This is a genomic window from Ralstonia sp. UNC404CL21Col (assembly GCF_000620465.1).
Classification (GTDB): domain Bacteria; phylum Pseudomonadota; class Gammaproteobacteria; order Burkholderiales; family Burkholderiaceae; genus Ralstonia; species Ralstonia flatus.
Genome location: NZ_JIBE01000009.1, coordinates 45674 through 64859, shown reverse-complemented (window position 1 = coordinate 64859; position 19186 = coordinate 45674). Strand labels below are relative to the sequence as shown.

The following is a 19186-nucleotide window of genomic DNA, read 5'->3' as shown; positions in this document are numbered from 1 at the left end:
GATTGCAACGAGAATCATTCTCATCTATATTGGCCGGTCGATTTGCCTCCCTCCGGCGGCCCTTGCGCCGCCTTGTGCTTCATGACCGACCTGTCCCAACCTCCACTTTCGGCTGAGCCCGCCGCCAAACTGGCCGCCAATGCACGCCCGGCCAAGGCCAAATCCGAACACCCGGCCAACCGCCGCGCCACGATCGTCCGCTGGCTGCGCAAGACGCATGGCTGGTTCGGCCTGTGGGGCGCCGTGATGGGCCTGATCTTTGGCGTGTCGGGCATCTGGCTGAACCACCGTGCGGTGTTGAAGCTGCCCGTGGCGCAACAGCGCATCAATACGCAGATCGCCCTGCCCGACCCCGTGCCGGCCACGCCCGAAGCGATGGCCGCATGGCTGCAGCAAACGCTGAACACGCCGGAGCCGGCCACCCGCACGCGCGTGGAGAAGGCCAAGCCCGTGGCCTGGGCCGAGCGCCCGGCCAAAGGCGAAGGCGCCCCGGACGGCAAGAACGCCGACGCACCGCGCGAACCGGCCGCCAAGCTCCTGATGCAGCCCGAGCAATGGACCTTCAACTTCGGCAGCGCCACCACGCAAATCCAGGCCGAATACTGGGCCGGCAACCGCTCGGTAGCGATCCGCCAGACCGACAACGGCTTCCTCGGCACCCTGATGAACCTGCACAAGGGCGTCGGCATGACGGTGCCGTGGATTCTGCTGGTGGATACGCTGGCCGGCTGCCTGATCTTCCTGTCGATCTCGGGCCTGTGGCTGTGGGTGATGACCACCAAGCGCCGCACGGTCGGCTGGACGATCTTCGGGTTGGGAAGTCTGCTGGCGATCGGGCTGGCGATCTCGCGGCTCTGAGCACCGCATGTGTTGTAGATGGCGCCCGCGTGGCGCCATTTTTTTTGCCTTCGCGGCTTCGTTGCCGCGGCTTACGGGCGATCGACGCTGCGCTCGGTCAGCAGCCGCTGGATTGCCCGCATGCGCGAGCGCACCATCTCGTCGCGGCGTTGCGCCACGCAGGTCATCAGGATCTCGATGACGGTCAGATGCACGAGGTACGCCTCGGTGCCGACCCGCATCACCGCATCTTCCAGCACGTCCACCGTCAGCGCGATCTGCGCGCGCTCGGCCAGCGGCGTGCCCGCCTGGGTGATGGCGATCACGCACGCGCCCTGCTCGGCCGCATAGGCGATCGACTCGAGCAGATACGGCATGCGCCCCACGTGCGAGAACGCCACCACAACGTCGGACGCGCCCAGCATGGCCGCCGACACGAGTTGCAGATGCGCATCGAAGTAGGCGTTGGACGCCAGCCCCAGCCGCATCAGCCGCGCCTGCATGTCGTTCGCCATGAACGATGAGGCCGCGCCGGCCGCATAGCAATCGACGCGGCGCGCGCGGGCAATGCGTTCGGCGGCGGCGTCAACCTGCGTGGTGGACAGCGATTCGCGCAGCTTGGCCAGCGCCCGCGTGGCGCCATCGATGACCTTGCTGGCGACCAGCGCCGGCGGGTCCGCCCGGCCGACATGGCCCGGCAGCGTCGGCTGCGCGTGCGCGAGTTCAGCGGCCAGCGTGGCCTTGAACTCGCGCAGGCCTTCAAAGCCGAGCGCCTGGCACATCCGCACGATGGTCGGCATCGACACGCCGGCGCGCACGGCCAGTGTCTCGACGGATTGCTCGAGCGACAGCTCCGGCGCTTCCAGGATCAACCGCGCCACGCCCTGCTGCGCCGGCGAGAGCGCGGCCAGCTGGTCGCGCAGGGCGTTGAGCAGCGGAACGGAGAACGAAGGCATGGCAGGTACGTGGGCGGCAAACGGAAATCAGCGTCGCCAGTGTAGCGGCAGCCCTGCCCCGCGCCGCCTGGCCGAGGGAAAACCCCCAAGAATCTGTAAGCCCGCGGTTTACGCGCAATGCCCCTTCAGCGGGCAATGCCCCAACCGGCGCGACGTGTGCGGCGCTTTGCCGGTGCATGCGTAACTTCAACCCTTACAGCGCAGACTTGCCTGAGAGTCGGCCCCGAGCCAGGCCGGAAAACCCGTTCCGGCCGACACAACAGTCGTTACGACAATAAGGGAGCCACATGACCACTTCGATCCGTTCCATTCCGCTATCGGCCGTTGCACTGTCGGCGCTGCTGGCCTGCGGCGCCGCGCACGCGCAATCCAGCGTCACGCTGTACGGCGTGATGGAAACCGGCCTGCGCTACAGCACCAACAACGACGCCGACGGCCACGGCAAGGCCGAGATGGCGGGCGGCTACTACAGCGGCAGCCGCTTCGGCATTCGCGGCTCGGAAGACCTGGGCAACGGCCTGAAGGCCGTGTTTCATCTGGTCAGCGGTTTCGCCCCGGACACCGGCGTGGGCTCCACCAACGACATGGGCCTGGGCGGCTACAAACCGACCACGCCCGCCACCTCGCGCCTGTTCGGGCGCCAGGCGTATGTCGGCTTGGAAGGCGGGTTCGGCTCGCTCACGTTCGGCCGGCAGGAGAACCTCGTCTTCAACACGGCCGGCCAATACGACGCGCTCTCCATCGGCAACCTCGGCGCAACGGCGTGGCACGTCACCGCCACCGGCGTGCGCATCGACAACTCGGTCAAGTACGTGGGCGATTTCAACGGCTGGCGCCCGGGCGTGATGGTCGGCATGGGCGAACAGGCGGGCGCGTTCTCTGCAGGCAACTACAGCGCGCTGTCGCTCAACTACGCCAGCGGCCCGTTCGCGTTCGGCGGCGCGTGGGAGCAGCAGAAAGACCTGCAATCGGTCGGCACCCGCACGTGGACCACCGGCGGCAGCGTGCAGGTCGGCCCGGCCAAACTGATGCTCGGCTACATCAACTACCGCGACGGCACGCCCACCAAGAACGACCTCGTCCTCGGCGGCGTGAAGTACGACTTCAGCGGTCAGTACAACCTCGTGGTGGGCGGCATGGCCACGCGCCAGCGCGACCCCGACGGCCTGCGCTACACCGCCTACGCGATCATGAATTACGTGGTCAGCAAGCGCACGTGGCTGTACGTCGGCATGGACTACACCCACCAGAAAGACGCCGGCACCGTCCTGGCAGCCGCACTGCCGAAAGCCTCGCAAACCGGCGTCATGGTCGGCATGCGCCACGGCTTCTAAAACGAGACACGGCCTGGGCGCCAACACCCGCGCCCAGCCGGTTTGGCCTTTGACTTTCCCTGCCCTAGATGGCGCCTTGAATTGCTGTAAGCGGGCGGAAAAAAGAAGGAGGCCTGTCTGAGCGCAGCGAGTTTGCCTCCTTCTCCGCACGGTTACATAAATTCAAGGAATCTTTCGCCATCTCGGGCGCGCCTTTCTTTGCTTACTTTCTTTGGCAAGACAAAGAAAGTGAGTCGGCCCCGGCAGGGGACGATACGCGGGATGGACCAGCAACACACCTTTAAGCCGGCGCCCCCGCAGCGGGTGGCTCGGCCGTAGGCGGCACCTTCCGCTCATCCGACCCACCAATCCGCGTCATCCACGCCTCCAACGCCGCAGAAGTCCGCAACACCGTCCCCGGCGCCGCCAGCGGCACACCCGCCTTGTCAAACGTATCCTTGAGCACAACGTTGAACGCCCGCAGCACATCCGCCTGCTTCTGCGGACGCGTCTTGAACCGCCCCTTGACGATCATCGCGCCACCTTCAAAGCGATCCAGACCGAAGATTTCCGCACCGCCGAGCAACGTGTAGCCAAAGCGCGGCTCACCCGCAATCTGGTCGGCCGCCGCGCGTACCAGATCGATCGCCTGTTGCGGTTCGGCCTCCATCGCCACGCGCACTTCAAAGTCGGCAAACGAGTAATCGCGCGAGAGGTTGCGCACGGTCTTGATCTGGCTGAACGGAATCGACAGCACCGCGCCCGTGCCATCGCGCAGCCGCACGGTGCGAATGGTCAGGTTGATGACGGAGCCCGTGGCCACCCCCACGTCCACCACGTCGCCCACGCTGATCGTGTCTTCCATCAGGATGAAGATGCCGGTAATGAAATCCTGCGCCAGCGACTGCGCGCCAAAGCCCACCGCCAGGCCGATCACGCCGGCGCCGGCCACCAGCGGCGTCACGTTCACGCCCAGGTTGGCCAGCACGCCAATGCTGGCCGTCACCACCAGCGTCACCTTCAGACCATTGCGCAGCAGCGGCAGGATCGTGAGCGCGCGCGTGCTCGGCTGCGCCCGCGCCGACGCCGGCGACAGCGCTCGCAGGATCGCCGTGTCGAGCAGGATCCAGACCAGCCAGGTGGCAAACACGGTGCCGATCAGGCCCACCAAGGCATCGGCGATGCGCTTGCCGTTGACCGAACTGTGCGCGACCTCCACCAGCGTGTGGCCCCACACGCGCAGCACCAGTTCGAGAAAGGCGATCCAGATGACGAGCTTGATCAGCGCACCGACGAAATGCTTGAGCCGCTCGAGATAAGGCGAGCTGCGCGCCAGACGTAGATGCGAGCGCCAGTTCGCGCGGGGGCGGACCAGCGCCGACAGAAAGAACGCCGCCACCAGCAACAGCGACGTCATCACGGCACGGCGTGCCACAACGTCAACGTTATCGGGCGTCGTCAACGTGGCCATGACGGTGGCGCCGGCCAGCACCAGCACCGGCACCGGCCAGAACGCCGCCAGCAGCCGGCGGACCTGGTTGCCCGTGTGTTCGCCGCTGCGCAGCTCCAGCGGACGATTGGCGATCAACTGGCCGATGGGCCGCCGCGCCCACAACGCGCCCACCGCCAGCATCAACGAAGACACCACGTTGCACACCGTGGCCAGCAGCAGACTGAGCGAGCCGCCCAGCACCAACGCGACGCGCGGATCGACCAGCGCATCGCCGCAGGCGCCCAGGCTGGCCGTCAGAAAGATCGGCCACATGCCGCGCTTGAACAGATATTCCACCGCCACGCGCCGGTGCGCACTGCCGGAAAACAGCGAGAACAGCATCGCCACGCCCGCCGTGATGATCGCGCCCCACACGATGGCGTAGGCCAGCACCAGCGCCAGCACAAAACCCGGCGACGCGTCTCGGTCAAGCCGCATGATGACGGCAAAGGAAATCGCCCACGGGCCGATCTTGCGCAGCGCATCGATCAACAGCGCGCGCGTAGTCGGATGCGGCCCGAGGCCCGCGGTGAGGCCAAACACGCGGCGGATCAGCCAGCCCAGGCCCAGCAGGCCAGCGGCGATGGCGGCCCAGATGCCAACGGTGCTCGCAAAGTCGGCAACCAGCGGCATGCGCCGCTCGGGCGCGACGAGCAGGCTCGCGTTACCGCTGGCGGCTTCGATGCGGCGCAGCCAGTAGCGCGGCGCACCGGCCTCCACATCGGCCTGCAAGGAGCCGTTCTCGATGAGGGACGCCACCGCGCCCAACAGGCCCGGCGCCTGTTCGGCCTGTACCTTCTGCTGCGCGCTCATGCCATCGCGCAGCTGCTTCAGTTCATTGACGAGGGCCGTGCGCTGCTGGTCGTTGTTGAGCAGCGTGATGACGGTGTCGAGCGACTGGCGCGTCTGCACGGGGTCCGCCGCCGGCGCCGATGCACTGGCGGTGGAAGTCTGCAGCCCGGCCAGCTTGGCAAACGACACCGGCGCGGCATCGGCCATGTGGGCCACGCCTGCCATCAGCAGAAACAGGAACGATGCGAGCGGCCACAGTCGCCGCGTGCAGAACAGGAAATGAGTACGCATGACAGGGAAAGCGATCGTGCAGACATCGATCACGGCACGATACGCGAATTCCCGGGGCGCACAACCTCAGCGCTTGGCGCCCGGCGGCATCGGAGCCCGCCGCCAGAGCCAGGCCGCCGTGCCCAGCGCACAGGCCATGCAGCCCATCACCAACGTCACCACGCCGGGCCAGCCCCACGGCGCATAGAGCTTGCCGCCTGTCGTGCCGATCAGGCTGGAGCCCAGGTAATACGCCAGCAAATACAACGCCGCGGCCTGCCCCTTGGCACGCTGCGCGCGGCGCCCGACCCAGCCGCTGGCCACCGCGTGCGCGCCAAAAAAACCGAAGGTCAGCAGCGCGATGCCGCCAATCACCAGCACCAGCGGGCCTGCCAACGTCATCAGCACGCCCGTCGACATCAGCGCTGTGCCCGCCAGCAGCATGCGGCCCCGGCCATGGCGATCCGCCAATCGGCCGAACCATGCAGAGGCGCCAATGCCCAGCAGATACACCATGAAGATGCCGCCCACCGCCGTCTGGCTGAGGGCGTAGGGCGCGTCGAGCAAGTGGAAGCTCGCGTAGTTGTAAATGGTGACGAAGCCGCCCATCAGCAGAAAGCCCATGGCGAACAGCGCGCGCAGGCCCGGCTCGCGCAGATGGGCGCCCAGCGTGTCGAACAGGTCGCCCAGCGCCACGCCCTTGCGCGGCACAAACCGGCGTGACGGCGGCAGCAGCCACAGAAAGGCCAGCGCCGCGAGCAAACCCAGCATGCCGGTAAAGCCGATGGCGGCGCGCCAACCGAAATGGTCGGCCACGGCGCCGGTCAGCACGCGCCCCGCCATGCCGCCGAATGCGGTGCCGCCGACGTACAGGCCCATCGCCATGCCCAGCCCCTGCGGATGCACTTCTTCGGCCAGATACGCCATGGCCACCGCCGGCACGCCGCCCAGCACCACACCCAGCAAGGCCCGCGTGGCCAACAACCCGTGCCAGCCCGGCAGCACCGCCGCCGCCAATGTGAGCGCCGACGAGAGCACGAGCGACACGCCCATCAGCGTCTTGCGATGGATCGACTCCGACAGCAGCCCCGCAAACAGGATCGCAAAGGCCAGCAGCAGCGTCGATACGGACAGCACCAGGCTTGTCTGCGCGGGCGTGAGGCCAAAGTCGTGCGCCAGCAGCGGCATGAGCGGCTGCACGCAATACAGCAGCGAGAACGTCGAAAAGCCCGCCGCGAACAGCGCCAGATTGGCGCGCAGATAACCGGGATGGCCACGGACCAGCCAGCGCGACGGATCGGCGGGCTCGATGGCGGGCGAAGAAGAAAGCGGAGCGTTCACGGCGGGCGGTTGGAACAGGCGCAGAGGCAAGCGCCTATTATCGTTCGCAGGCATCGTTCCTGCTGCGATGCGGCATCCGCCTTGCTTCGCAGCCATCACCTTGTTTCCCCCGCCCGACCATGGAAACCACGCTCTATTACTGGCCCGAAATCCAGGGCCGCGGCGAATTCGTCCGGCTCGCGCTGGAGCAGGCCGCCGTGCCCTATACCGATCTCGGCCGCGAAGATGAAGCCGCCATCGAAGCGTTTCTCGACGATGCCGGCATTCCCACGCCGCCGTTCGCGCCGCCATTCCTGGTGGCCGGCCAGCTGGTGATCGCACAGACGGCCAACATCCTGCTTTATCTGGGCCAGCACTACGGCCTGGCCCCGCACGACGAAGCCGGCGGCCTGTGGACGCACGGCCTGCAACTGACGATTGCCGATTTCGTGGTGGAGATTCACGACACGCACCACCCCATCGCGTCGTGCGAGTACTACGAAGACCAGCGCGCCGAGGCCAAGCGCCGCACACAGGATTTTCTCGACAATCGCGCGCCCAAGTTCCTGCATTACTTCGAGCGCGTGCTCGACCGCAACCCCGCCGGCCCGACATGGGCCGTGCGCGATGCGCTGACGTATGTGGATTTGTCGCTGTTCCAAATCGTGGCCGGGCTGCGCTACGCGTTCCCGCGCCACATGCAGCGCTACGAACGCGACTTGCCGCATCTGGCGGCGCTGCATGACCGCGTGGCGGCGCAGCCGAACATCGCGGCGTATCTGGAATCGCCGCGTCGCATTCCGTTCAACACGATGGGCATCTTCCGCCACTATCCGGAACTCGACGCGCTGAAATGACGAAACCCGGCGCAGGGCCGGGTTCGCGGTGGATGCGTCGTTCAGGCTGCCAGCGGCGTAGCGAGCAATCGGCGCCGGATGTCTTCTAGCGCCGCGGGCCAGCTTTCGATGGCCGCCAGATCGTGGATGTCCTGCAGATCGATCAACAGATCCACCACCTGATCGTCGTCGACATTCACGCCGGAGCTGCGCAGCGCACGCGCGAGCGGATCCTCGCTCGGCACGCGCAGCAGGCTCACGCCCAGGCGCTCGATGGCGCTGCAATAGAACGCATCGTCGATCAGAATGCCGACCCCGCAGCGGCGGTTGTCGAGGCCGCGGTAGCGCGGCTCGCCGTCGGCGTCTTCAGAGCGGCATTGCTGTGCGAGCAGGTGTGCGCGCACGCGTTCAAAAATGTCCTCGATGGCGAGGAACGTCCCCTTCCCTTTCATGGCGTCACCTTCTTTAGGGTGATCTGTGACCGGCCGGTCGGTCAGAATGTATCGACGAGAGCGCCGCTCAGGCCGAATTGGCGTGCGATCGACTGCAGGCGTTCCTTCCACTCCCACGTGCCGAACACGTCATGCGCGTTCTGCAGCTTGGAGAGCAGCTCCACGGTGTCGCGGTCGTCCACGTCGATGCGCGCACGCTTGAGCGCACGGCGCAACGCGATGACGCCGGCATCCATGTAGCGCGGAATCTCGTTGGTGGGCTTGAGGATGTAGCGCACCGGCACGCTTTCCATCGATGTCGTGTAGTCGCGCACGCCGATCAGGTTGCCGATGGGGCAGCAGCGACCGCCCTGGCCGTGGTACGCAGCGCCGCCGCGCGGCAGGATGGCCGCGCCGCCCTGACCGAACAGATGACGGACTGCGCCGTCGTAGATTTCTTGCTTGCTGAGATATTGCGTCTTCATGTTGTTTCCCCTGACCCCAGATTGCAGGCGTCGCCGATTCGATTCACTTCCGACTTCCGGCTTGACGTTGCGTCCGACGTCGCACATCTGCCATCCGTGCGATCTATCTTGGTTCAGGATGCACCAGAACCATGGGCCGAAAAAGGACCGGAATGTAAGTCATTTTTACCGTTTGCTTTTTGGCAACGGATTGCCCGCAAAGGTGCGCCAGTCAACGCTTTACAGGTGCTTCAGGCACCACGCGCGCGCACCGTTTTTACAACGCCTGATGCGCGTTCGCAACAGCGTGTGCGCAAGGCTGCGCGCACGTGGCGCATGCGTCGTAGGCGCGGCGCCTACATCCCGATGATCCGGTCCGCATGGCCGAGACAGAAACCACGTCGGTCATGGTGCCCACAGGTGGGCATCACCTCGTAGCCGGCAGCGCGCAGCAACACCGCGCGGGCGGCCACTTCCACTGGAGGCAGGGGCTGCCCCGAGTCTTCATCGCGCACCAGGCGGCCCAGGAGGCCAAACGGCTGGCGCAGCAGATGGTCCAGATCCAGCGAACCGCAGTACCGCATCACATCACCTTCTTGAAAACAGCGGCGGCACCGGGCACGCCGTTACATTGATTCGTCTGCCAGCTCAGGACACGCAACCAGCGTCTGGCGCACCTGCGCATAGGCGGCACGCTGTGCCCAGATCGCGTCGGTCAGGGCCGCGATCAGCGCGTCGCGCGGCAGGCTTTGCGGTGCCACGCCGAACTGCGCCTCCACGGTACGTAGAGCCTCCGTCACTTCGCTTCGCCATCGGGCGTCGAGTCGCTGGGTCATGTTGTTCTCGTCGGGTCGGTCTGGCGCGGTGGGCGGCGGGCTTGTGCCCACTCTGGCCGCGCTGGGAAGGGATTGGCGGAATGGGTTCCGCTCTTGCTTGTGAAGAACGGCACACGGAACTGAAACTTGATTGCCGCGGCGGGGGGTAAACCGGTTGCCCCGGATGGGCTGCCACCCGCCGCGACTCCGCCAAACGGCTTCCCCCATTCGCGCAGCAACTTCAGCGGGTGCCTGTGGCCCAATTCGGTTCTGAAACCGCCACCTAGCTAACGATGAAGATGGAACGTCACGTGTCTCGACTGTCTTTGCTGCGCCGTACCGTGCTGGCCCTCGCGTGCGCGCTGGCCCTGCCCGCCGTCGCCACCGCCGGGGCGCCGGACCCGCGTCAATACATGCATGGCATCGGCGCAGTGCCCGGCGCAACGGCCAACACCTTCAACGTGTTCTTCAGCAGCTCGGGTCTGCCTCCGCGCGGCGCCGATCACAGCGGAAGCTGGCCGCACGATGTCTATGTCGCGCAGTGGCATGCCGACACGGGTGTGCTCGATGCCCCGCGCGTCTTCATTCAGAAGCCCGAAGCGCAGGAGCCCGTGACGGTGGCCCGCAACCGCGCGGGCCAGGTGATGGTGTCGTTTGAAGACGGCTGGAATGCGCCGGAAAACGTGAACCAGCGCTTCGGCATCTACGACGCCGCGCTGCGGCCCATCAAACCGTATCCGCAACAGGTGGAATCCGGTGGGCACTCCGGCCATATCACGGCCGTGGGCGACCGCTTCGTGGTGTTCTATTCCGACGGCTGGGTCACCGGCGGCGGGGTCGACAACCTCGGCAGCGGCAACGGCGTCTACCTGAAGGTCTACGACGGGCGCGGACGCCGCCTGCACAACGTCGATGTTGCCGATGGCCGGCGCGAATGGTGGCCCATGGTGGCAGGCGGCAGCACCAACGCGCTGCTGGCCTGGCAGCAGTTCGTGCCGGGCCAGACCGAAGCCAATCTGAAGATCGCCGTCTTTGACCCGGTCAGCGGACGCGTGACGGGCGAGCAACTGCTGCACAAGCATCTGCAGTACTACACCTACAACGTCACGTGGATGCCGGCGATTGAGCGGTACCTGCTGGTGGGCGTGGCCAAAGGCAACGGCTTTGCCGATTTGATCGACACCACGGGCAAGGTGCGCGCGTCCATTACCTGCATGCCGGCAACGGTGCGCGAAGCGGGCATCACCGTCAACCAGAACACCGCCTATACGCCCGCCGCCGATGGCCGCCTGCTGCAACTGCAGGCGGGGCCGGATTCGCTCACGCTATCGGCCACGCTGCTGAATACCGACGGCAAGCGCGTGCAGTGGCGCCCGGTGGGCAGCACCGGTTTGCTCCGCACGTCGGGCGCAATCGACTGGATGTCGCTGACGGAAAAGGGGCTGGAGCAAGTGCACTTCGACCCTGCAAAAACGCAGCCCGCCAATGCGGTCGATCAATGCCGCTAGCGCGAAAGCTCAAGCGTCGGTAACAAGCACGCGCAGGCGCACGAGACCATCCCACCGCGCGTGGACGGCATCGGCAATGCGGCGGAGTTCGCCGGCCAGCGCCGGTGGCAAGACCAGGTCGACCTCCACCGCCCCATCGACGTAATGCAGCACGCAGTGGCGCGCGTCGAGCGGCGTGCCGGGCGGCAGCAGTTGTGCCAGCACGGCGTGCAACGCATCGCGGTCGGGCAGCGGCACGGGGTCGGTCGCGATGTGCTCGCGCGGGTCGACGTGAATCTGCACATCGAGTACGGCCATGGCGGTATGTGCCGTCAGCGCGTTGGTGCGAGCCCGCACGGCAATCGCATGGCCCTCGCTCACGGAGACGCGCGGATCCACCTCGATATGCGCGTCCACCAATGCCTGGTCTCCGGTCACGCGCGTGCGCAGGTCGTGCACGTTGATCACGCCCGGCGTGGCCTCGAGGCTGGCGCGAATGGCCTCCACCTGCGCGGGCGGCAAAGCGCGGTCCATCAGGTCATTGAGCGCTTCCCAGCCGAAGCGCACGCCCACACGGCCGATCATCAGCCCGACGACACAGGCGGCCAGCGGGTCGAGCCAGTGATAGCCCATCAGGTTGCCCGCCACGCCGACGGCCGCCACCAGCGACGACACCGCATCGGAACGCGCATGCCACGCATTCGCAATCAGCATGCGTGAGTTGATGCGCTTGGCCACGGCGAGCATGTAGCGGAACAGCCCCTCCTTGGCGGCCAGCGCGATCAGCGCCACCACCAGCGCCAACCCATGCACCGGTGCCGGCCCCTGCGGCGAGCGCAGGCTCTCCACGGCCGCCCAGATCATGCCGGCGCCCGCCCCGACCAGCAGCAGGCCGAGCCCCAGCGACGCGGCGTTCTCGTAGCGCGCGTGGCCGTACTGATGATCTTCATCCGGCCCCTTGTGGCTGTTGCGGTTGGCAATGAAGACGATGCCGTCAGCAATCAAATCCGACAGCGTATGCAGCCCGTCGGCCACCAGACCCTGCGAATGTGACCACAGCCCCGCCGCGATCTGCCCCGCCGAGAGCAGGCAATTGACGCCCGCGCTCACCAGCGTGGAGCGTTCGGCGCTCTGCTGGCGCGCGGCCGCAGAAAGGGTTGTCGGGGATGTGGGCGTCATGGAAATCGGCGTGCTGAGGCGGGGAAAGACATCGCGAACATTGTGCCACGCAGTGACGCGCCGATTCGGTTCGAACCGATGGCCACGATCACAACGCGCTGCGACAAATTTGCACCAGAAGAGCGCAGATCGAGGCGCATTAATAAGACTTTTCCGATGTTCTGCGCTTTCTGCATCGGCGATTCTCAGCAATGCGGCAAACACGTTGCCGCACGTTACACGCTGGAGACACGTCGACATGCAAACCCCCATTCAACTCGTCATTGCAGATGACCACCCCGGCGTGGTGGCCGCCGTGCGGCATCTCGTCTCGTCGGTCGAAGGGTTCGAGGTGGTGGGGGAAGCCGGCAACGCCGATGAGTTGCTCGCCGTGCTGGGCCGCGTGCGCTGCGACCTCGCCATCACCGACTACGCCATGCCAAGCAGCCGCTATGGCGACGGCATCTTTCTGCTCGAATTTCTCGCGCGCCGCCACCCCGATCTGCGCGTGATGGTGCTCACCATGCTGGAGACCCGCGTCCTGGTGAGCAACATCCTGCGCGCGGGTATCAAAGTCATCGTCAGCAAATCCGACGAGCCGCGACACATCCTCGAAGGCATGCTGGCGGCGGTGACCGACCGCATCTACCTTTCGCCGCAACTCGATGCCAAGCTGATCCGCCGCACGCTCGAACCGCTTCCCACCGACGACCCGATCAACAAGCTCGGCAAGCGCGAATTGGAAGTGCTGCGCATGTACGTGACCGGCAAGACGGTCAGCGAGATTGCCGTGCAACTCAACCGCAGCGTCAAGACCATCAGCGCACAGAAGCAGGCCGCCATGCGCAAGCTGCAACTCGGCACCGAGGCGGCGCTGTTCGATTTTGCCGTGCGCCACGGGCTGCTTGGCAGCGGCGAGGCCTGAGCGGATGAGGCGTTCCCTCTTCGCGGTATCCGCCCTCATCTGTGCGGCCATCCTTGTGTGGTGGGGCGGCGGCGCACCCCCAAACGATACCGACGACGCTGCGCACGGACAGGCATATCGATTCGCCCACTTCCCGCCGACGCTCATCGTGGGGGTTATCGGCAACGCGATGATGCCGCTGGAAGGGATTGAAGCGGACCGGCTGAGTGGCTTCTCGGGCGATCTCCTCATGCAGTTGGTCCCACACGACCAGGTGCGTGTGGTCCCTCGGGTATTCGCGCGGCGCGACGAGCTTCTGAATGCGGCATGTCGCGGCGATGTCGACATCATCATGAGTGTGGCACCGCGCTCTCAATACGACCATTGCCTCGAGTATTCGGCGCCGTATCTGGAACGCCCCACCGCAGTGGTCGCGCGCACAGAAAACACCGACATTGCGCAGAACCCCTTCGGGGCGGGCGTTCGCGTTGCGGTAGAGCAAGGCTCTTCACTCGAGCAAGAGCTGGCCCATCAACACCCGAACATCGTGCTGAAGAGCAGCCCCACAGCAGCCGACGCTTTGGACGCCGTGCTCGACAAGACGGTCGACGTCTACGTTGGCATAACGTATCCCACACGGGCGTTGATGGCGCGGCCGCGCTACCGGGAACTATCCATCGTGCAGCTTGCAAACCAGCAGGTCGATGCGCTCCATTTTGCCGCGCCTCGGGATCAAGCGACGCTGATTCGCCATCTGGATCGCCATCTCGCGCAGTTGCCTGACACCACGATGAGCCAACTTCGCGCGCGTTGGATCACACAGGGCGGTACGTCGACCGTGGCACTGCAATTGTCTGACGAGGAGCGCACCATGCTGGCATCACTGCCCCCGTTGCGGTACGCAGCCGACCCGGACTACATGCCGTACACATTTGACGACACGAGCGGTGGCCTGCTCGGCATCTTCCCGGAGTACCAGAATTTCCTCTCGCGAACGCTGGGCCTGCACTTCGAGCGCGTCGCCGTGCGTGACTGGGCCGACGCACTCGACAAGGCGCGCAATGGCGAGGTCGACATCTTGCTCGGCATGTCAGATCAGGACGCGCGCCCAGCTGGATTTACGCTCACGCAGCCCATCGACGCCACGCCTCTGGTTGTCGTCGGGCGCAACGATGCGTTGACTGTGGCAGCGTTGCCCGAGCTTTCCGGCAAGACAGTCGCACTGCCCGCCAGCGATACGCTGACCGCGCTCTTGCACCAAAACGTGCCGAAAATCCGCCTCGTGGCGGCTGGTTCAGTCAACGACGCGCTGTCTATGGTGGCAAGCGGCAAAGCCGATTTCACCATCATCAACCTGCCTGTGGCTGACGCGCTGATCCGCCATCATTTTCCCGGCGAGCTGAAGGTCACGGGCTCGGCCAACACGACCGAGAGCATCGGCGTGGGCGTGGCGGCCCGATACGCCGCACTGGTTCCACTCATCAACCGCGCGCTGTTCGCCATGCCCGAAGGCGAGCAGGTCAGCATCCGCAACAAGTGGCTGTCGGTCAGCTACCAGCTGGGCCCGTCGGCATCGGCCGTGCTCGGCAAGTTTGGGCCGGTGGCCGCGCTGGTGCTGGCGGCACTGGTGGCGCTCTTCATCAAGCAGATGCAGCTGCGCCGCGAAAATCATCAGCGCCGCTGCGCCGAAGAATCCCTCGCCCGGCAACTGAGCTTCCAGCGCGCGCTGATGGAAGCCGTGCCGTTTCCGCTTGTCGCCAAAGACGCCGGCCACCGCTACGTTGCGGTGAATGCGGCGTTCTGCAACATGTTTGGCCGAACACGCGCATCCCTGCTCGGCCGCACGGCGCAGGAGCTGGGGCTGTATTCGGTCAGCGATGCGTCGCCGTTGTCCGAGATCAACCAGCGCGCCGTGGAGACCAGCGAAAGCACGCGCGAAGAACTCGTCATCGACACGCCAGACGGCCAATCGCGCAACGTGCTGTACTGGATTGAGCCGTTGCACCTGTCGGATGGACAACCCGCGGGGACCGTCGCCTCGCTGGTCGACATCAGCGAGATCCGCGAAGCGCAGGCGCGTGCCGAACGCCTGGAGCAGCGCCTGCGCGAGGTGACGGAGTCGCTGCCGGCGCTGGTCTACCAGTTCGAACTGCTGCCCGGCCAGACGCAGGGGCGCATCACCTACGTGGCAGGCAAAGCTCACGAAACGCTGGGCGCGCGCCCGCAAGATCTGCTGGGCTACCTGTCCACGCCCGCGCGGCTGATTCATGAAGACGACCGGCAACGCATGATCGACACGGTGCTCGTCTCGGCGCAACAGCTGACACCGTTCGACCAGCAATTCCGCCACGTCTGCGAAGACGGTGCGGTGCGCTGGTTGCACGCGCGTTCGATTCCGCACCGCGAGGCCGACGGCCGCACGGTCTGGAACGGCTATCTGAGCGATGTCACCACGGAGCGCGAGCAGGCCGATGCGCTGGAAGCCGCCAAGAACGCTGCGGAATCGGCGCTGCACGCAAAGGATCGCTTCCTGGCCATGATGAGCCACGAAATCCGCACGCCCATGAACGGTGTGCTGGGCCTGGTCGAACTGCTGCAGCAGACGAAGCTTGAGGGCGAGCAGAAGCAGATGGTCTCTCTGGTGCAGGATTCGGGGCGCGCGCTGCTGCATATCCTCGATGACATCCTCGATTACGCAAAGGTCGAGGCTGGGCGTCTGGACATCTCGCCGGCAGCCACGGACCTGCGCGAGGTCTTTGACGGCACGGTGGGCTTGCTGGCGAGCCGCGCACACGAAAAATCGCTGGCGGTGCATGTGACTGTGGCCGCCGACGTGCCGGCCAGCGTCTCGGTCGACAGCATTCGTCTACGCCAGATCCTGTTCAACCTGCTCTCCAACGCCATCAAGTTCACCGACACCGGAAGCGTGCGCCTTTCAGCAGAATGCGCGCGCGTCACCGACGACACGGCGCATCTCATCATCTCCGTCACGGATACGGGCATCGGGATCTCGCCGGCGGTACAGGCCACGCTGTTCGCGCCGTTCGTGCAGGCCGAGCGCTCGACCACGCGACGCTACGGCGGCACCGGCCTGGGCCTGGCGATCTCTCGTCAGCTCGCCGGCCTGATGGGCGGCGAACTGTTCATGGAAAGCGCCCCGGGACACGGCACGGCCGTCACGCTGCGGCTGGCCGTGCCTGTGCTGCAGGCGCGGTATGCGTTGCCGCAGCTGGCGGGGCACAGCGTTGCCATCGACGTGGAAGATGCGGCCGTACGGCACAACCTTACGCAGTTGGCGATCGCCGCCGGGCTGCAGCCCGCAGCTGCTGCCGACGCCGACATTCTCCTCTCCGCGACGGCGCAGGCGCAGGGTCGCGCGGTCCGTATCACCTCCGATGCCGGCTACGACGAACCGGGCAACGCGCTGAGCGTCAATCCGCTGAACTGGCACGCATTCGTGCGGGCGTGCGAGCACGCGCTGCGGCGAGCCGGGCATGCGCACATGGCCTCCGTGGCGGCCCACACACCGCCGGCCGCCGCGCCTGCGGAAGCGCCCGGTGCACATATCCTCGTGGCGGAAGACCATCCGATCAACCGCGAACTGATCGCCAAGCAACTCCGCTTGCTGGGCTATCGCGTAACGCTGGCGGAAGATGGCGTGGTCGCGCTCGAACGTCTGCACGAACACCGTTTCGACGCGTTGCTCACGGATTGCCACATGCCGCGCATGGACGGCTTCGATCTGGCCCGGCATATCCGCCACGAAGAGGGCGACGGCCCTCGCCTGCCGATCATCGCCATCACCGCAACGACGCTGGCCGAGGAGCACGCACGCTGCCGCGCCGTCGGCATGGACGCCAGCCTGCTGAAGCCGACCACGCTCGCGACGCTGCAGGAAGCGCTGTCTGCGCTGTGGAGCGCTGACGCCCCCGCAGGCGCCGGCGCGGCCGAGGAGGAGCCGCCCACCCTCTCGCTCGACGACCTGCACGCGGCGCTGGGAACGGACCCTGCCGCGGTCGGTTTGGCGCAGGTCTTCCTTTCGTCGCTGGCCGATGACGCCCAGCGCCTCCAGCCGCTGCTCGATGCAATGGACCTTGCAGCACTGCGCCGTTGGGCCCATCGCACCGGTGGCGCCCTCGCGCTGTTGCACAACCCGGGCGTGGACGCCGTGGCAGAGGCCTTCCGCCATGCCTTGCAGGACGGCAGTGCGAACGCCATCCGCGCAGCCGGCGCGCGCACGATGAGTCTCCTGGCGCACATCAACGGATTGCTAAGCGCCTTCGGATCCGGCGCCACCGACGTTGTGCACCGCACGCAAGTGACGGATTCATAAGGGAAAACCGTTTCAAGCGGTGCATGCGCCGCTTTTAGATGAACCGTTCCAATCGGCCGATTGACTCGGTCGGGGCAGCCTCCTACGATGACATCGACCAATGTCACATTAAGAGGCGCCCATGTGGTGCCCACGGAGACACCACGTGAACGCACGGACCGACTTCCCGCGCGCCGACGCCTTTGCATCGGCCCCGCACAACGCTGACGCCCCGCCCCTGATCGATGCCGCCATCATCGGGACGGGCTTTGCCGGCCTGGGCATGGCGATCCAGCTCAAGCAGCACGGCATCGACAACTTCCTCGTCTTCGAGAAGGCGGGCTCCGTCGGGGGCACGTGGCGCGACAACCATTACCCCGGCTGCGCGTGCGATGTGCAATCGCACCTGTATTCGTTTTCGTTCGCGCCCAATCCGGACTGGTCGCGCATGTATTCGCCGCAACCGGAAATCCGCGCGTATCTAGAGCGCTGCACCGATGAATTTGGCGTGCGCCCGCATGTGCGCTTCCATCACGAGTTGGCGCGCGCGGCGTTCGACGACGCTGCAGGCGTGTGGAACCTAGAGATGGCCGACGGCCGCCGCTACCGTGCACGCACGCTGATCTCCGGCATGGGCGGCCTGAGCCGTCCGGCCTGGCCGAACATTCCCGGCATCGAGACCTTCCAGGGCAAGGCCTTCCATTCGCAGCTCTGGGAACACGATTACGACCTGCGCGGCAAGCGCGTCGCCGTGATCGGCACCGGCGCGTCGACCATCCAGTTCGTGCCGCAGATTGCGCCGAAGGTCGGCCGGCTCGACCTGTATCAGCGCACGCCGCCGTGGATCCTGCCCAAGCCCGACCGCAAGGTGTCGCGCGCCGAGCATTGGCTGTTCCGCCACCTGCCGTTCACGCAAAAGCTGATGCGTACCGGCATCTACTGGATGCTGGAGTCGCGCGTGCTGGGCTTTGTGATCCATCCGAAGTTGATGAAGGCGGTGGAGCGCATGGCGCGCGGCCACATCAAGCGCCGCATTGCCGACCCCGTGCTGCGCGAGAAGGTCACGCCGGACTACACCATCGGCTGCAAGCGCATCCTGATCTCGAACGACTATTACCCGGCGCTCACGCGCGAGAACGTCGACGTGATCACCTCGGGCATCGCACGCGTCGAGCCCAACGCCATCGTTACCACCGACGGCACGCGGCGCGAAGTCGATTGCCTGATCTTCGGCACGGGCTTTCACGCAACGGACCCGTTCCCGCGCGGTGTGCTGCTCGGGAGCCAGGGCGTGGACATTGTCGACATGTGGGACAAGCACGGCGCCGAGGCCTACCTGGGCACCACCGTGTCCGGCTTCCCGAATTTCTTCATGGTGGTGGGCCCGAACACGGGGCTCGGCCACTCGTCGATGGTGTTCATGATCGAGTCGCAGGTCGCGTACATCGTCGATGCGCTGAAGTCGATGCGTGCGCACAACGTGGCCGCCATCGACGTACGCCCGGACGTGCAGCGCCGCTTCAACGACGGCATCCAGAAGCGGCTGTCGAATGCGATCTGGTCTGCGGGCGGTTGCGTGAGCTGGTATCTCGATCCGAAGACCGGCAAGAACACGACGCTGTGGCCGGGATTCACGTGGCAGTTCCGCCGCGCGACCGCGCATTTCCGGCTGGCCGATTACCGCACGCGCCCCATGACCGTACCGAAGGGTGTGCCGCTGCGCGTACCCGCCCGCACGGTGCCGGCCGCCCAAAACACCCCCAACGAAGAAGCGCTCGACCGCGTCTGACGCGCGTCAG

15 protein-coding genes are annotated in these 19186 nt (G+C 66.1%); 7 read left to right on the top strand and 8 right to left on the bottom strand.

Annotated features, from left to right (window positions below):
* Window positions 1-81 precede the first annotated feature (81 nt).
* Window positions 82-858 carry a PepSY-associated TM helix domain-containing protein gene (locus N511_RS0117380; RefSeq protein ID WP_027680442.1) on the top strand — a complete coding sequence of 259 codons (777 nt, stop codon included), beginning with the start codon at window positions 82-84 and terminating at the stop codon, window positions 856-858.
* A gap of 71 nt (window positions 859-929) precedes the next feature.
* Here the strand turns inward: N511_RS0117380 and N511_RS0117375 are convergent, their stop codons facing one another.
* Window positions 930-1793, bottom strand: coding sequence for a MurR/RpiR family transcriptional regulator (locus N511_RS0117375; protein ID WP_027680441.1), 864 nt, complete (start codon window positions 1791-1793; stop codon window positions 930-932).
* 287 nt (window positions 1794-2080) lie between these two features.
* On the opposite strand from N511_RS0117375, the gene N511_RS0117370 reads away from it, so the two are divergent.
* Window positions 2081-3127: a porin gene (locus N511_RS0117370; protein ID WP_027680440.1), complete on the top strand. Its 1047-nt coding sequence runs from the start codon at window positions 2081-2083 to the stop codon at window positions 3125-3127.
* Window positions 3128-3407: 280 nt separating this feature from the next.
* Here the strand turns inward: N511_RS0117370 and N511_RS0117365 are convergent, their stop codons facing one another.
* Window positions 3408-5681, bottom strand: coding sequence for a mechanosensitive ion channel family protein (locus N511_RS0117365; RefSeq protein ID WP_027680439.1), 2274 nt, complete (start codon window positions 5679-5681; stop codon window positions 3408-3410).
* Window positions 5682-5747: 66 nt separating this feature from the next.
* Window positions 5748-7001, bottom strand: a complete 1254-nt coding sequence (locus N511_RS0117360; RefSeq protein ID WP_027680438.1) for an MFS transporter — start codon at window positions 6999-7001, stop codon at window positions 5748-5750.
* A 119-nt stretch (window positions 7002-7120) separates the two neighbouring features.
* Here N511_RS0117360 and N511_RS0117355 point away from each other — a divergent pair, with 119 nt between their 5' ends.
* Window positions 7121-7837: a glutathione S-transferase gene (locus tag N511_RS0117355; protein WP_027680437.1), complete on the top strand. Its 717-nt coding sequence runs from the start codon at window positions 7121-7123 to the stop codon at window positions 7835-7837.
* A gap of 41 nt (window positions 7838-7878) precedes the next feature.
* On the opposite strand, the gene N511_RS0117350 is transcribed toward N511_RS0117355, so the two are convergent.
* The 4 genes from N511_RS0117350 to N511_RS0117335 form a co-directional block, all read right to left on the bottom strand.
* A complete protein-coding gene (locus tag N511_RS0117350; RefSeq protein WP_027680436.1) occupies window positions 7879-8268 on the bottom strand; it encodes a hypothetical protein in 390 nt (129 codons plus the stop codon).
* Between the two features lie 41 nt (window positions 8269-8309).
* A complete protein-coding gene (locus N511_RS0117345; RefSeq protein ID WP_012436616.1) occupies window positions 8310-8732 on the bottom strand; it encodes a hypothetical protein in 423 nt (140 codons plus the stop codon).
* A 335-nt stretch (window positions 8733-9067) separates the two neighbouring features.
* Window positions 9068-9295 carry a hypothetical protein gene (locus tag N511_RS0117340; protein WP_015855793.1) on the bottom strand — a complete coding sequence of 76 codons (228 nt, stop codon included), beginning with the start codon at window positions 9293-9295 and terminating at the stop codon, window positions 9068-9070.
* Window positions 9296-9337: 42 nt separating this feature from the next.
* The gene (locus tag N511_RS0117335; RefSeq protein ID WP_027680453.1) at window positions 9338-9547 is read right to left on the bottom strand and encodes a hypothetical protein; all 210 of its coding nucleotides are present in this window, start codon (window positions 9545-9547) and stop codon (window positions 9338-9340) included.
* A gap of 272 nt (window positions 9548-9819) precedes the next feature.
* Between N511_RS0117335 and N511_RS0117325 the strand changes: the two genes are divergently transcribed.
* A complete protein-coding gene (locus N511_RS0117325) occupies window positions 9820-11034 on the top strand; it encodes a hypothetical protein (protein WP_037027109.1) in 1215 nt (404 codons plus the stop codon).
* Between the two features lie 9 nt (window positions 11035-11043).
* Here the strand turns inward: N511_RS0117325 and N511_RS0117320 are convergent, their stop codons facing one another.
* Window positions 11044-12192 carry a cation diffusion facilitator family transporter gene (locus N511_RS0117320; protein WP_027680434.1) on the bottom strand — a complete coding sequence of 383 codons (1149 nt, stop codon included), beginning with the start codon at window positions 12190-12192 and terminating at the stop codon, window positions 11044-11046.
* A gap of 238 nt (window positions 12193-12430) precedes the next feature.
* Between N511_RS0117320 and N511_RS0117315 the strand changes: the two genes are divergently transcribed.
* The 3 genes from N511_RS0117315 (at window position 12431) to N511_RS0117305 (ending at window position 19176) form a co-directional block, all read left to right on the top strand.
* Window positions 12431-13096, top strand: a complete 666-nt coding sequence (locus tag N511_RS0117315) for a response regulator transcription factor (RefSeq protein ID WP_027680433.1) — start codon at window positions 12431-12433, stop codon at window positions 13094-13096.
* Between the two features lie 4 nt (window positions 13097-13100).
* Window positions 13101-17408 carry an ATP-binding protein gene (locus N511_RS0117310; RefSeq protein ID WP_027680432.1) on the top strand — a complete coding sequence of 1436 codons (4308 nt, stop codon included), beginning with the start codon at window positions 13101-13103 and terminating at the stop codon, window positions 17406-17408.
* Window positions 17409-17553: 145 nt separating this feature from the next.
* Window positions 17554-19176 carry a flavin-containing monooxygenase gene (locus N511_RS0117305; RefSeq protein ID WP_027680431.1) on the top strand — a complete coding sequence of 541 codons (1623 nt, stop codon included), beginning with the start codon at window positions 17554-17556 and terminating at the stop codon, window positions 19174-19176.
* The last annotated feature ends 10 nt before the right edge of the window (window positions 19177-19186 follow it).